Annotated in this window: 10 protein-coding genes; all 10 read left to right on the top strand. The window is 57.9% G+C overall.

Annotated elements, in window-relative coordinates; genetic code table 11:
- The 10 genes from MU449_RS14560 (at position 1) to MU449_RS14515 (ending at position 15,157) form a co-directional block, all read left to right on the top strand.
- Positions 1-408, top strand: coding sequence for a hypothetical protein (locus MU449_RS14560; RefSeq protein WP_244739368.1), 408 nt, complete (start codon positions 1-3; stop codon positions 406-408).
- A 112-nt stretch (positions 409-520) separates the two neighbouring features.
- Positions 521-691 carry a hypothetical protein gene (locus MU449_RS14555; RefSeq protein ID WP_244739367.1) on the top strand — a complete coding sequence of 57 codons (171 nt, stop codon included), beginning with the start codon at positions 521-523 and terminating at the stop codon, positions 689-691.
- A 34-nt stretch (positions 692-725) separates the two neighbouring features.
- Positions 726-2,747: a type I restriction-modification system subunit M gene (locus MU449_RS14550; protein WP_244739366.1), complete on the top strand. Its 2,022-nt coding sequence runs from the start codon at positions 726-728 to the stop codon at positions 2,745-2,747.
- Positions 2,744-4,054: a restriction endonuclease subunit S gene (locus MU449_RS14545; RefSeq protein WP_244739365.1), complete on the top strand. Its 1,311-nt coding sequence runs from the start codon at positions 2,744-2,746 to the stop codon at positions 4,052-4,054. Before MU449_RS14550 ends, MU449_RS14545 begins: the two co-directional genes overlap by 4 nt.
- The gene (locus MU449_RS14540) at positions 4,051-4,977 is read left to right on the top strand and encodes a GIY-YIG nuclease family protein (RefSeq protein ID WP_244739364.1); all 927 of its coding nucleotides are present in this window, start codon (positions 4,051-4,053) and stop codon (positions 4,975-4,977) included. Before MU449_RS14545 ends, MU449_RS14540 begins: the two co-directional genes overlap by 4 nt.
- Complete coding sequence (locus MU449_RS14535) at positions 4,974-8,213, top strand: type I restriction endonuclease subunit R (RefSeq protein ID WP_244739362.1); 3,240 nt, start codon at positions 4,974-4,976, stop codon at positions 8,211-8,213. The genes MU449_RS14540 and MU449_RS14535 overlap by 4 nt, the downstream gene beginning before the upstream one ends.
- Positions 8,214-8,311: 98 nt before the next feature.
- Complete coding sequence (locus MU449_RS14530; RefSeq protein ID WP_244739360.1) at positions 8,312-10,597, top strand: AAA family ATPase; 2,286 nt, start codon at positions 8,312-8,314, stop codon at positions 10,595-10,597.
- A 208-nt stretch (positions 10,598-10,805) separates the two neighbouring features.
- Positions 10,806-11,423, top strand: coding sequence for a hypothetical protein (locus MU449_RS14525; protein ID WP_244739359.1), 618 nt, complete (start codon positions 10,806-10,808; stop codon positions 11,421-11,423).
- A gap of 1,020 nt (positions 11,424-12,443) precedes the next feature.
- The gene (locus tag MU449_RS14520) at positions 12,444-12,986 is read left to right on the top strand and encodes a hypothetical protein (protein ID WP_244739358.1); all 543 of its coding nucleotides are present in this window, start codon (positions 12,444-12,446) and stop codon (positions 12,984-12,986) included.
- Positions 12,986-15,157, top strand: a complete 2,172-nt coding sequence (locus tag MU449_RS14515; RefSeq protein WP_244739357.1) for a Mu transposase C-terminal domain-containing protein — start codon at positions 12,986-12,988, stop codon at positions 15,155-15,157. Before MU449_RS14520 ends, MU449_RS14515 begins: the two co-directional genes overlap by 1 nt.
- The last annotated feature ends 4 nt before the right edge of the window (positions 15,158-15,161 follow it).

Raw genomic sequence — 15,161 nt, 5'->3', positions numbered from 1 at the left:
ATGCCGCCGGAACATTCCACCGACAAAGCCAGCGTCGAGGACCGCCTCCTCGCCAGCATCGACCTCGTTGATGCGGGGCAGGCCTGCACCCTGTTGCGCATCGATGCGGATGATGCGGAAAGCGCCATTCAAGCATTGGCTCTGGACGATGCCATCATCACCCTGGTTCAGAATGGCCGGAACATGGTGCCGCTCTTCCAATTCGATACGGCAAACAACAGGCTTTTCGATGTGGTCCGCGCCATTCTGCAGGTTAGGCCACCCCATATCAGCAATCTGAGGCTGGTGTATTGGATGACGCGGGCGCATGTAGACTTCCGCTGCGCGCCTGCTCAACGGTTCGGCAAAAATGACGCGGCAATTGTCGGCGCATTCAGGCGATATATAGAGCCCGAGAGCCATGGGTGACCGTCGCGTTGCAGACATCTGCCTCCCGTAAAGCAGAGCAAAAAGCACACGTTTCTTTCTTCCATTGACGAAAGCAAGAAATCGCCTTACTTTTCTCCAAAAGGATAGGAAAATGCCCAATGATCCCGAAAAGCTGGCCAACCTGAACCTGAAGATCACCGAGGATGAACGCTGGGATTTTAAGGAGTTCTGCGTTCGTAACCGCATGAGTCAGGTTGACGGTTTCCGCTTGGCTTTCAGCCTTATGAAGAAGCATTTTGAAAGCCAAAGCGAAGAATCTTGAGACACGAACGTGCTGATTTCGAAGGACGAAGGCATTGAGCAAGACGCAGGTAACGAATACATCCCTCGCGGATTTCATCTGGAAGAATGCGGATGATCTTTGGGGGCCCTTCAAGCATGTCGAGTTCGGCAAGATCATCCTGCCCTTCACCCTGCTGCGTCGTCTGGAATGTGTCCTCGAGCCGACCCGGGAGCAAGTCCGGGAAACCGTGAAGTCCCTGAAGGACAGCGGGATCGACATGGACATCATACTGCGTCAGCAGACCGGGTTTCCGTTTTACAATGCCTCGAACTACTCCCTTGCCAGCCTAGGCGCGACCCGGACCCGGCAGAACCTCGAGGACTACATCGCGCGGTTCTCGGAAAATGCCCGGGTCATCTTCGAGCAATTCGATTTCGCCAACACCATTGCCCGCATGGACCGGGCTGGCGTGCTCTACAAGGTTTGCCTGAACTTCTCGGCGATCGATCTGCATCCGGATGCGGTGCCCGAACGGGTCATGTCCAACGTCTATGAACACCTGATCCGCCGCTTCGGCGCAGAGGTGAACGAGGCGGCTGAGGACTTCATGACGCCCCGCGACGTGGTCCATCTGGCGATCGAGCTTCTGCTGGATCCGGATGACCAACTGTTCATCGAAAATCCGGGCCTCATCCGCACCCTGTATGATCCGACCTGCGGCACGGGCGGTTTTCTGTCTGACGGCATGGAACATGTCCGCAGCCTGCAGGACCGTTATTCCATCGCCCCGGTGATCGTTCCCTACGGCCAGGAACTGGAACCGGAAACCCACGCGGTTTGCCTTGCGGGCATGTTGCTGAAAACGCTGGAATCCGATCCGGGCCGGGATCTGTCGAAGAATATCAAGCTCGGTTCGACCCTGTCGGCGGACAAGCACCGTGGTGAGAAGTTCCATTACTGCGTCTCGAACCCACCCTTCGGCAAGAAATGGGAGATGGATGCCGACGCGGTGACCCGGGAACATCTCGAACAGGGGTTCGAGGGGCGCTTTGGCCCGAAGCTGCCGCGCGTCTCGGATGGATCGATGCTGTTCCTTCTGCACCTGCTGTCCAAGCTTGAGGATCCGATCAGGGGCGGCGGCCGTGCGGCGATCGTTCTGTCGGGCTCGCCGCTCTTCAACGGCAACGCGGGTCAGGGTGAATCCGAGATCCGGCGTTATCTCCTGGAGCAGGACGTGGTTGAGGCGATCATCGAGCTTCCGACCGAGATTTTCTTCCGCACCGGCATCGGCACCTATATCTGGATTCTGTCCAACAAGAAGCCGAAGCACCGCAAGGGCATGGTGCAGCTGATCAACGCGACCGGGCTCTATGAGCCCATGCGCAAGAGCGAGGGCAACAAGCGCCGCCGCGTGGGCGAGGACCAGACCGCCGAGATCGTGCGGATGTATTCCGAGTTCATTTCGACCAAGGAAAGCCTGATCCTTCACGCGACCGATTTCGGCTACCGCCGCATCCGGGTGCTGCGCCCGCTGCGCAAGAAGATGGTCATTTCCGAGGAGGGTATCGCGGCCCTGGCCGAGGAAAAGGCATGGGAAAAGCGCAACGAAGACCAACGGGCCGGTTGGCTTGATCTGTTCCGCGAGAACCTGGGCCGCACGGAGGGCTGGCACTGGATCGAGAGCTTTGCCAAGAATGCGGTCAAGCGGGATGATGATCTGGGTAAGGTCGATGTTGCTCTGATCAAGGCGTTCCAGAAGGCCTTCGCGGTCCATGATCCGCACCTAGAACCGGTGACAGACAAAAAGGGCAATGTCATTCCGGACGATGACCTGACCGATTACGAGAACGTCCCGCTGGCGACGGATATCCACGAATACCTCGCCGCCGAGGTGCTGCCCCATGCTAAGGATGCCTATATCGACGAGACCTATCGCGATGAGGCCGATGGGGAGATCGGCATCGTCGGGTATGAGATCAACTTCAACCGTTATTTCTACAAATATCAGCCGCCGCGGGATCTGGAGGATATTGACGCCGAGCTGAAGGCCGTGGAGGCCGAAATTGCGGGGATGCTGGCGGAGGTGACAGAGTGAGCCTGCCGAAGCATTCTTCCTTCAAGCCTGCCATCGCACCATGGATTCATGAAATCCCTGACAATTGGGAGGAAAAGCCATTCTATGCGGTTGCGCGGGAACGGAAGGTTAAGAACAAGGGCATGAAGGAAGCCAACCTTCTGTCCCTAAGTTATGGAAACATCGTCCGCAAAGACATCAATACCCCATCCGGCTTGCTGCCGGAAAGCTTCGAGACCTATCAGATAGTCGAACCTGACGATGTTGTTTTCCGCCTGACTGACCTTCAAAATGACAAGCGCAGCCTTCGTAGCGCCATCTGTTTGGAACGTGGGATTATCACTTCCGCCTACCTGGCAGTGCAGTCTGATGGCGTTCTGCCTGCCTTTATGAATTATCTGATGCGCGCATATGACGTCCAAAAGATATTCTATTCGATGGGTGGAGGCCTCCGTCAGTCGCTAGGCTTCGAGGATCTTCGGAGAATGTCGATTGTTGCGCCGTCAGTAGAAGAACAAACCGCCATCGCCCGCTTCCTTGACCGCGAGACCTCGCGGATTGATGGGCTGCTCGAGAAGAAGGGCCGGTTCATCGAGCTTCTGAAAGAAAAGCGCGCCGCCTTGATCACCCATGCGGTGACAAAGGGGATTGATGCCGGTGTGCCGATGAAAGACTCCACCATCGACTGGATTGGTGAGGTGCCGGAACATTGGATGGTAACAAAATTAGGTTATCTTGGACGCTCAGCAAACGGCATCAACATCGGCGGTGAGGCCTTTGGGAGCGGATACCCTTTCATAAGCTACGGGGACGTCTACAAAAACAGACAACTGCCTGAGAAAATTGAAGGCCTTGTGCAATCATCAAAGGCAGATCGTGTTACATACTCGGTGAAGGCCGGCGATATCCTTTTCACCAGAACTTCAGAAACGGTTGACGAGGTCGCATTCCCGTCAGTAGCGATGTCGACAATTACAGGGGCGGTTTTTGCAGGATTCTTGATTCGCTTTAGGCCTTATGCAAAGGCACTTTCTCCCCTTTTTTCAAAATATGCTTTTCAGAATTCTGGCTTGCGCGACTTTTTTGCCCGAGAAATGAAAATCGTTACAAGGGCATCGCTTAGCCAAGGCATACTGCAGAGTATGCCAATTGTATTGCCTCCATTAGCTGAACAGGAAAAGATTGCAGCTCACCTGGAAGAAATGAGCATAAAATTCGATACTCTTATATCGAAAACCCACCGCAGCATCGAGCTTCTCAAGGAGAAGCGCTCGGCCCTGATTAGTGCTGCCGTTACCGGCAAGATTGACGTAAGGAACGCGGCATGAGCACCGCAGAGACTTTCGGACGCACCATTCAGCTTTTTCTGGTGGATGGCAAACCCACGGGACTGCGCAAGGCAACCATTCACGGATGGACCGGCCTCTTGTTCGTCAGCGGCGCATCCGCCTTTGGCGATCTGACCAAACGTATCGAGGTTGACCGGACCGGCGTTTATATTCTGGCTGGACCAGATGCCGACAAACCGGGTGTAACCCGCGTTTATATCGGCTCGGGGAATGCCGTCTCGGAGCGGATCGAGCAAAGCGCCAAGAAGCGTGATTTTTGGGAAACCGCAATCGCGGTGACCACCAGCGACGACGACCTTTCCAAAGGGCATGCCGAGTATCTGGAGGCCAGGCTGATTGCGCTGGCGGCACAGGCTGGTCGTGTGGTTCTGGACAACGGCACCCAGCCCGCCTCGGACCGTCGCCGTCTGCCCGAGGCCGATGTCGCGAACATGGAGCAATTCCTCGCCAACCTGCGGATCATTCTCCCCGTGATCGGCGTGGATATGCTGAAGCCCCAGCCGAAAGCCGTGACCCAGACGGCAACGCCGCCGGAGGCGCGAACCGAAGCGGAGGTCCATTTCGAGATCCGCCATAAAAGCGGCGTCCAGGCAACCGCCGTCGAGGAAGAGGGCGAATTCGTTGTCCTCGAAGGCTCCGAGGCGCTGACCGGAACTGGATATGTCCAGCAGAGCTATGGCGGGCTCAAAGAAAAGCTGATTGCCGACGGGGTTCTGGTCCCGAGCGGGGAGGGCCGTATGCGGTTTTCGCGCCCCTGGTCGTTCAACAGCCCCTCTGCCGCTGCCGCGGTGGTCCTTGACCGCAACAGCAACGGGCGTCTTGAATGGAAGGTTCGCGGATCATCACAGAATTATCACGACTGGCAGCAGGCGCAGGCCGCCGCGCAGGGAGAGAGCGCATGAGCGATCTGCACCACGAAAAACATCTCGAGGCCTATATCGTCCAGAAACTAGCCGCCCAGGGCTGGCTGGTGGGCAACAGCGCCGGATACGATCCGGATTACGCCCTTTATCCCGAAGACCTCGAGGCCTGGATGATGACCACCCAGGGCGCGAAATGGGACAAGCTTGCCGCCATGAACGGCGACAAGACGCGCGAGGTGGTGATGAAGCGCCTTGAGGTCGCGCTGGAAAAGGACGGCCTGATGCATGTCCTGCGCCGTGGCTTCTCGATCGCGGGCTGCGGTCATCTGGACTTGTCCGAGGCCGCACCGGAGGACCAGCGCAACGCCGATGTGTTGCATCGCTATGCCTCGAACCGCCTGCGGGTTGTGCCGCAACTCAAATATCATCCTGGCCGGGAACTGGCGATCGACCTGGGGTTCTTCCTCAACGGTCTGCCTCTGGCCACGGTCGAACTGAAGACCGATTTCACCCAATCGATCGAACACGCCAAGAACCAGTATCGTAATGACCGCCTGCCGGTGGATCCGATCTCGAAACGCAAGCACGCGCTGCTGACGTTCAAGCGCGGCGCCGTGGTGCATTTCGCCATGTCCGATAGCGAGATCTGGATGACAACTAAATTGGCCGGCGAGAATACGTTCTTCCTGCCCTTCAATCAGGGCTTCGATGGCCACGGCGGCAACCCGCCCCGCCTAGATGGGGAATACCCGGTTGCCTATTTCTGGGAGCGGATCTGCCGGCCCGACAATTTCCTGCGGATCTTCCACAGCTTCGTCTATGTAGAGAAGAAGAACGTCGTTGACCTGAAAGGCAACTGGTCCGTCAAGGAAACCTTGATTTTCCCTCGTTACCACCAGTTCGATGCGGTGAACTCGATGATCGCGGACGCCAGGGCGAAGGGGCCCGGGCAGGCATATCTGTGCGAACACAGCGCAGGTTCAGGTAAGACCTCGACAATCGCCTGGACCGCTCACGACCTGATCAAGCTGCGCAAGGAGGACGGCACGCCGATCTTCGACGCCGCTATCATCGTGACTGACCGCAATGTCCTCGACGGGCAGCTGCAGGACGCGGTGCAGCAGATCGATCACCAAAAGGGGCTGATTGCCGCCATCGACCGCGAAAAATCCTCGAAGTCGAAGAGCGACCAGCTGACGGAGGCGTTGACCAAGGGCACCCCGATCATCGTCGTGACGATTCAGACCTTCCCCTTCGCCATGGAAGCAATCCTGACGGAAAAGTCGCTGCGGGATAAGAACTTCGCGGTGATCATCGACGAGGCCCATACCTCACAGACCGGCAATACCGCCTCGAAGCTGCAGGCAACACTGGCCCTGTCCTCGAAGAAGGATATGGCCGACATGACGGTCGAAGATATCCTTATGGAAATCCAAAGCTCGCGGAAGCGGCCGTCGAACGTCTCGCATTTTGCCTTCACCGCGACGCCCAAGCATTCGACCATGATGCTCTTTGGTCGCCCGGCCGATCCGGCCAGGCCTGCGTCGGACGACAACCTGCCGGTGGCGTTCCACAAATACGAGATGCGTCAGGCCATCGATGAGGGCTTCATCCTCGATGTCCTGGAGGGCTATGTGCCCTACAAGACCGCATTCAATCTCGGCAAGGAGATGGTCGACGAGAAGCGCGTGGACGGCAAGGCCGCGAAACGCGCCTTGGCCGCCTGGATGGCGCTCCACCCAACGAACGTGACCCAGAAAGTCCAGTTCATCATGGAGCATTTCTCGAAGAACGTGGCACACCGTTTGGATGGGAAAGCCAAAGCCATGGTTGTGACCAGCTCCCGCGCGGCCGCGGTGCGCTACAAGAAGGCCTTTGACGCCTTCATCGAGGCCAACCCGGCCTATCAGGAAATTCGGGCCCTGGTGGCATTTTCCGGCAAGCTGACCGGAAAGGAGGTCATGCATCCTAACGACGACCTTCTGAGCAATGACATCTTCACCGTCGATGAGGATGTGGAGTTCACCGAAAACAACATGAACCCCGGCATCGGCGGCCAGGATCTGCGGATCGCCTTTGACCGCCCGGAATACCGCGTGATGCTGGTGGCGAACAAATTCCAGACAGGTTTCGATCAGCCTAAGCTGGTGGCGATGTATATCGACAAAAAGATCGCCAACGCGGTCGAGATAGTGCAGACCCTGTCGCGTCTCAATCGCACCTTCCCGGGCAAGGATCAGGTCTTCATCATCGACTTTGTGAATGATCCGAGCAGCATCCAGGCCGCCTTTGCGCAATATGACAGTGGGGCGAAGATCGAGCAGGTCCAGGATCTGAATGTCATCTATGACATCAAGGACAGGCTGGACGCTGAGGGAGTCTATGACAACGGGCATGTTCTGAACTTTATGACCGCCCGATACCAGACCGCCGCGGCCTTCAACACCGGTGGCCAAACCGAGCATAGGGCCATGTTTGCGGCCACCCAGGAACCTACGGACACCTTCAATGAGAGGCTGAGGGGGCTGCGTGATATTGCGCAGGCCGCCGAAAATGCCTTCGAAAGGGCCAGTCTGGATGGTGATGACGCCGGTATGAAGAAGGCGGATCATGACCGCGCCCGAGTCGCCGAGGCTATCGGGCAAATGATGGAGTTCAAGAAGGGTCTGGGGCGCTTTGCCAGAACCTACTCTTACATCGCCCAGCTCATTGATCTTGGCGATCCGGAGTTGGAGAATTTTGCATCCTTCGCCCAGCTCCTGGAAAACCGGCTCAACGGCATTCCGCCGGAGAACGTGGATCTCCGCGGAATCACCCTGACCGGCTATGATATCAAGACCCGTCCTCCGGAAGGCACCGACGGGGAAGATGGGGGAAGCGGGGATAAAAAGGGCCTCATCCTCAAGCCGGAGGGCTCCGGCGGTGCCGCAAGGCCTGGTTCGGTTCCCGTCTATATTCAGGAAATCATTTCGAAGCTGAACAGCATCTTCGGCGAAGCTACCCCCCTCAATGATCAGTTCAGCCTTGTGAATCAGATTGTTGCGATCGTAAGGGAGAACGCGGTGGTCATGGCGCAGGTCGAACGCAATGATAAAACCAGCGCCATGAAAGGGAGTCTTCCCGGAGCGGTCGAGGCTGCCATTGCGCGGGCCATGTCATCCCACGCGACCCTCGCCACGCTACTCCTGAAATCTGACCGTCAGGCGCTCCGACTGCTTATCCCGATGATCTATGACCTTTTGAAGCAGGGCGGACAGATCGAACTTGGCCAATGAGCTAATCTAGTTAGAAAGGCTCAATCGAGCGGTTTATTGGTCAAGATGGTATAATCTTGGGCACCAATGACTTGGCGTCAACGTGGGAATTTCATTAAATGATTGATCGCATTCAGCTTCTCAGAAATGTCGGGCAGTTCGACAATGTCAGCCCGCAGCAACAGTTTACGCCCCTCACTTTAATCTATGGAGAAAACGGGCGGGGAAAGACAACCGTTGCGGAAATTCTGCGCTCTCTTGCGACAAATGACCCGGCTCTAGTGACAGAGCGTCGGAGGCTGGGTTCGCCGCATCCGCCGCATGTTGTCATCTCCCATGCCGCCGGAAGTGCCATCTTTCAAAATGGTGCCTGGAACCGACATCTCCCCGATATCACAATCTTCGATGACGCGTTTGTCTCGGCCAATGTATGCTCCGGAATCGAAATCCAAGCAGCCCATCGTCAGGGCCTGCATGAGCTTATTCTTGGGGCGCAGGGGGTTGCTTTGAGCGCAGACCTTCAGATCCATGTGCAGCGGATCGAGGGGCATAATACCGCGCTCCGTGAGCTGGCCGATGCTATTCCCGCCGCCGCGCGCGGGCCCTACAAAGTCGATCCGTTCTGTGCCTTGCCGCCGGATGAGGCGATCGATGTCAAAATTCAGGAAGCAGAGCGACGCCTGGCCGCTGCCCGCGCATCCGATGCCATCCGTCAGCGTTCCGGTTTTCAGGAATTTGGCCTCCCAGATTTTGATCTTGATGCTATTGACCAAATTCTGGAGCGAGGCTTGCCCGGTCTTGAAGCGGATGCGGCTGCCCGCGTTAGGGCCCATATCGCCAAACTGGGTCAAGGCGGCGAAAGCTGGGTTGCAGATGGGATGCCCCGGATAGAGCGAGCATCCCAAGGACAAGATGGTGAAATCTGCCCATTCTGTGCCCAGGACATTGCAGGCTCAGACATCATCGCGCACTATCGCGCCTATTTCTCGCAAGCCTATGATGACTTGAAGGCCGTCATTCGCCAGACTGGGATCGGTGTTCGGGATACGCATGGCGGTGACATCCCTCCTGCCTTTGAACGCAACATCCGCACGGCTGCGCAAACGCATGAATTCTGGAAGGATTTCACAGAACTTCCGGAAATTGAGATTGATACCGCAGCCATTGCCCGTGAATGGAGCGCGGCGCGCGATGCCGTTCTTGGGCAGCTTCGGGAAAAGGCCGCTGTGCCGCTGGATCAGATGCGCCTGACGCCGGAGACTCGCCAGGCGGTGCAGAGCTACCGCGCACGGATTGCCGAGGTCGCCACTCTCTCTGCCAGCGTGCTGGGTGCGAATGCGCGGCTCGATATCGTCAAGGAACAGGCACAAGCCGATGATCTCGCGGCGCTGACAAGTGATCTGGCAAAGCTGAATGCGCAAAAGCTACGGTTTGACCCTGCTGTTGCGCAGTGCTGCGACGCTTATCTTGCCGAAAAGGAAGCAAAAGGGGCCACCGAGCTCCTTCGCACTCAGGCCCGCACAGCGCTCGATCAATACCGGGAGCAGATCTTCCCGGCCTATGAAGCGGCCATCAACGATTTTCTGCGCCGCTTTGGGGCCTCGTTCCGGCTGGGCGAGGTCCAATCAGTCAACATGCGCTCAGGCTCTTCTGCATCCTACTGCGTGGTCATCAACCAGCAAAACGTCAACCTGACGGCCGAGGCAGGACCTTCCTTCCGTAACACCTTGAGCGCCGGAGACCGGAACACGCTGGCGCTCGCGTTCTTCTTCGCTTCGCTTGAACAGGATCCCAACCTTGCCAACAAGATCGTCGTCATCGACGATCCGATGACCAGTCTGGATGAACATCGCACGCTGCGCACCCGCGAGGAGATATTAGCCATGGGCAGGCGGGTTCAGCAGGTTATTGTCCTATCCCATTCGAAGGCGTTTCTTTGTCACTTGTGGGAACAGGCCGATAGGAACGCGGCCGTTGCGCTGCGCATAAACAGGGCCGCTATCGGCTCTGAAATCGCTGGCTGGGATGTGCGGAATGACAGTATATCCGAGTATGACAAGCGCCATGAGCTTGTTCGCGGATATCTCCGGGCCGCCGATCCAAATCAAGAGCGAGCGGTTGCCACCGCACTTCGGCCGATTTTGGAGGCCTTTATGCGCATAGCCTATCCGGAATATTTCCCTCCAGGCACGCTGCTAGGCCCGTTCATCCGGACATGTGAGCAGCGAGTTGGCGGGGCCAATGAGATTCTCTCAGCGGCAGATATAACAGAACTGAACAGGCTGAAAGATTATGCAAATCGGTTCCACCACGACTCGAATCCTGCTTGGCAGGTTGCCGCAATCAACGATTCTGAGTTGACCGACTTTGTCGAGCGAACCTTGTTATTTGCTTCCCGCAGGTAGGTTTCGTCGACGGACGCGCAGCGTCCTGCGGGGGCGTTGCTCACTCGTGAATCTGGCGGGTGAGCTGCACCGTCGTTGACGGCCCTGGGACCGTGGTCCTCCGCGGCTGTCTGTTTTACGACATTTTTTATCCGTTAAGTTTGACGCAAATGTTGACTCATGTCGGCGCCTCGCATACACCTTCTCCTCGAGACGAAAGGAGACCGGCATGGCAAACTCGACCAACATGGCAGTCGCGCTCGCGGCCATCTTCGGCCAGACCCTGACGAGCGTCGAGGGACTCAGCCGGGCCCTTAAAAAGGCCGGTCTGCGAACCGATGGCGGCAAGGGGCGTGGGGCAAGCAACATGGTGGGACAGGATACGTTCAACCTGGCGATTGTTCTTGCCGCTGGTGTTGGTATGACCGCCGCACCGGCCTTCGTCCGCAACGTCATCGACATGGAGCTGAAGAGCGGTGTTCTCCTGCAGGGAGAGCAGGTCGTATGGGCACCGGGAAATCAGCCGCCCCGAGGTTCCACGCTTGGCCTCATGAAGCAGGATCTGCTGCCCGGCGTTGAGGTCACCTCAACCCTCGGCGCGTTCATGGGCAACTGGATCGACGGCCTGTTCGACGCGACATTGCCTTGGAAGGAGGAAGGCGTTGCCAACCTTGAAATCGGGCTGAGCGGTCCATGGGCTGATTTCACTCTGGAGTGGGCCGGCAATCGACTGGAACTCGGCTTTGCTGCGCAAGGGGCGGATCCGAGGGCCGAGCCTGACTGGGAGCGCCGGATCATTTTGCGCGGAAACCTTTTCCGCAAGCTGGTGCAAATTGTTGAGACCTGAACCAAACAGCCACCCTTCGCGATCCCGAATTATTGCCTTCAGACAGCTGGTCCCGAACATGATTCCTCATATCGTCCTCACGGCCTTCCGCCTGATACGCTGATCCCCCAGGATCGGGCGCAGGGTATCGCTCAGCCTGATGTCACCTCTGATCGCAGGCAAACGCCCTCGAATCACCTTCTATAGAGTAGGCCGTTCTAGGGTTGTCCGGATCGTTCAGAGGGCCATCCACCCCAAGCTTTCCTGCGGCAGGCGAAATTCGGCACTCTGGCCGATTGTTTTTCGCACCGCGGAAGCCTGATCCAGATCCAAGCTGAAAAACTCTCTGTCGCAGGCCCAAGAGGTCGGTCCACAAGACCTGCCCCCATAGGGTGCTAAACTGAATGTGAAAAACCGACGCACGTTTGGGGTCATACTCAAGCCTTTGATAAGGTTTGATTTCTTCCAAAACGGCCGACGGCAGGATATTGTAGGCGCAAAAGCCAAGCATCTTCTGGAGGTATAGAATGATCAACACCTGATGACCCCGGAATCGAAAACGCCGGAATGTTGGCGCATTCCGACGTGATCGCATCAGGGAAGACCTAGGCCCTCCAGCTCACATACTGGTTCCTTAGCAGATTCTGCGGTCCGCCGCAAGGATTACGCATGGGCCGCGGTCCTCCTCCCCGCATAGCGCTCCGGAACGGCTGAGACCGGCCTGACCTGATCTTCACTGGATCAGGCAGGACACTCTCATGTTCGCATCCTGGAAGGACAATTGCTGGAACAGGTCTTTTTAACCGTTCCGGCGCCTCACCGCACCTGTCCCCAGAGGGCGGGTCTACCCTTATGAGAACCAAAGACATGCACACTCCTTCTCGTCCTGTTACGGGCCGCGCCGCCCTGCCTCTCCCGTTACCCAGCACAGCGAACCGCCAGGTCGCCCTCAGCTCCACGGCTCATTTCTGCGGGCACGTTGTCATCGGCGACGGTTCCGGCCGAGGTGCCGCCAGCGGCGCACCGGCCCGGGTGCTTCAGGTGGAGAGCTATCTTGAACTTAGCTGGTGCCTCTGCCTGACTCTTCGCCTCGATATTGCCGACCTGCGCGAACAGGTGGGTTTCGACTGGTTCGACGAACATGGTGAGTATCACACTCACTATTTTGACCTGTTTATCACCAAGACGGATGGCACCCGGATCGCCTGCGCCATCCGTCCGATCGCCCGGACTGGCGGCAGCTTCGGACGGCAAATGCCGCGGATTGCGGCGCAGGCGAGGCGTAGCTGCTTTGCTGATGATGTCCGCCTGCTGACTGATGCGGATCTCGATCCGGTGGAAGTGCATAACGCTTGGCTGCTTCATAGCGTCCGTGCGTCTGAACCCGTAGCCGATGAAGCCGCGGCACAGGTTCTAGGCGCCATGGCAGGCACGGCCTCCTTTGCCGAACTGACCGCTCGGACCGGCTGCGGCGCCGCAGGTTTCCAAGCCCTTTTGCGCCTCGTTCGCAGCGGACAGCTTCGCCCTATTCACAATGAACGTATCACCTCAGTCACGGTGGCCTACAAGCGGAGCAACCTCTGATGCATATGCATAACCTCACCTTTGATACCAACCGCCACCATTATGCCTTCGGCAAATATGACCGCATCACCATTGAAGGTCAGATCTACCGGACTTCGCTTTATGGCCGAAATGAAGAAGGCTGGCTGCTGGAGCTGGATGATGGTTCTGGTCGGTGCAGCAGCTTCACCCATCAGAAGCTGAGCCGCTTGGGCTCGATGCGGCGCATCCGGGTTGAACACAATTTTTATGCGCCCGAGAGCTCCAGGCAGCGTCTTCTTACCGGAGGCATTCTGATCTCGGAGCTGTCGGCTAAACCTGCAGCTCGGCTGACTAAGAAGCACGCCTATATCGAAGCCTTCTTTGAAATGGAGCGTCAAAACCTCATCAACCGCACTGATGCGGCCATTGATGCCAACAAGTTCGAGTTGCGGGGCCGGGCTATGGACTACGCAACGCAGTTCCAAGGCGGAGAAGGCACCCAGCAGTCGCTGGATTTCAGCAAGTGTCCATCACCGCGCACCTTGCGCCGGTGGCTTGCCGAGCACCGGAAGGCGGGCGTAAGCGGTCTCGTTGATGCTATGAACCGGCGCGGGAACCGCAACCGTCTGATGGGTCCTGAACAGAATGCGCTGATGATGCGCGAGGTCAAACGGTATGCCAGCGAAGATCGGCCGAATATCCGGACGATCCATGAAAATGTCTCCATTGCCTTTGAGGCGCGCAACCAAGCACGGGTGGCGGACGGGCTGCACCCCTTCCCCGTTCCTAGCTATGAGACCGTGCGCCGGGCAATCCACATGCTCGATCCTTTCGAGGTTGAGGTTGCCCGAGAGGGAATTGAGGCGGCTCGGAAGAAATTCATGCCGGTTGGCGAAGGCCTGCGCCCGACCCGTCCACTCGAGCGTGTGGAAATCGATGAAAACACAATCGATATCATCTCGCTGACCGAATCTTGGGGGCTGCGTGAACTGCTGACAGACGAGGAACAGAAGATCCTCGGGCTGGATCGCGGCAAGGCGCGCTGGTTTGTGACAGTCGCCATCTGTGCCACGACACGCTGTATTGTTGGCATGGCCTTTTCACGTTCAGCCAAGGAAAAGGCCTCTCTGCAGGTGTTGCAGATGATCCTGCGCGATAAGGGCAAATGGGCCGATGCGGCCGGTTCCCTCGGATCCTGGGATATGCATGGCACTCCGATCCTAATTGTTACCGACAATGGCCCGGCCTTCAAATCCGAGCTTTTCCGGACGGCCTGTGCGGATCTGGGCATCACCACACTGCGGGCGCCCGCCGGGCTGCCTCAGATGCGGGCCCGTAACGAGCGCTTCTTCCACAGTCTGAACACCGGTCTGTTGCCCCGTCTGCCGGGCCGCACCTTCAGCAGTGTCCGCGAAAAGGGAGATGCAGACCCGGAGGCGCGCGCAGCGCTGACCTTCGATGATCTGGCGTTCTGTCTAGTGCGCTGGATCGTCGATATCTATCACAATGCCCCGCATGCCGGTTTGGGTGGGGAAACGCCGCTGAATTGCTGGCGTCGCCTGACTGCTGAATGGGGTGTTCAGCCCCCACCGGATATGGGCCTGCATCGGGTTATCTTCGGCGAACGGCTGCCCCGCAAATTGTCCCGTGAGGGCGTGAGCGTGATGGGCTTGCGTTATCACTCTGAAGCGCTGGCGCAGCTGATGACCAAACGGGAAGAGCGCGATGTCGAGGTCCGCTGGCATCCGGACGATATCGGCAGGGTGACCGTCTATGCAGGAGAGCATAAGTTCGAGGTTGGCACGGTCCTGTCCGGCTTCGACGGCATGTCTGCCCGCCAATGGGTGGCCGCAACACGGCGACTGAAGGCAGCAAATGCCGGCCGCAAAACCTACGATCAAGAGATGATCCATGCCGCGATCACCGCGATCGAAGCGCGCAGCACTGCGGCGGCCCAGATGGCCGGGTTGCTCGTCGACGAATGGACGCCCGAGCGGATCCGAGGCTTTGAGGCCAGCCTCTATATCGGCTTCAATGTGGGTGGCAAGAAATCGGCACAGCCTGCCGCGACGGATGGCATCGGTCGCTCCATTCCTGACCTGGAAATTCATGCGCCGCTCCCGGCGCTCCCGGTCGCTGGTCCCGCCGCAAAAAATCTCGACCTGCCCGACGCATCTCCCGTAACGCAACCTTGGTCCATCACGGAGTAAACCC

Source organism: Falsirhodobacter halotolerans, assembly GCF_022899245.1.
Lineage (GTDB): Bacteria > Pseudomonadota > Alphaproteobacteria > Rhodobacterales > Rhodobacteraceae > Falsirhodobacter > Falsirhodobacter halotolerans.
This window is presented reverse-complemented; position numbering and strand designations above follow the sequence as displayed.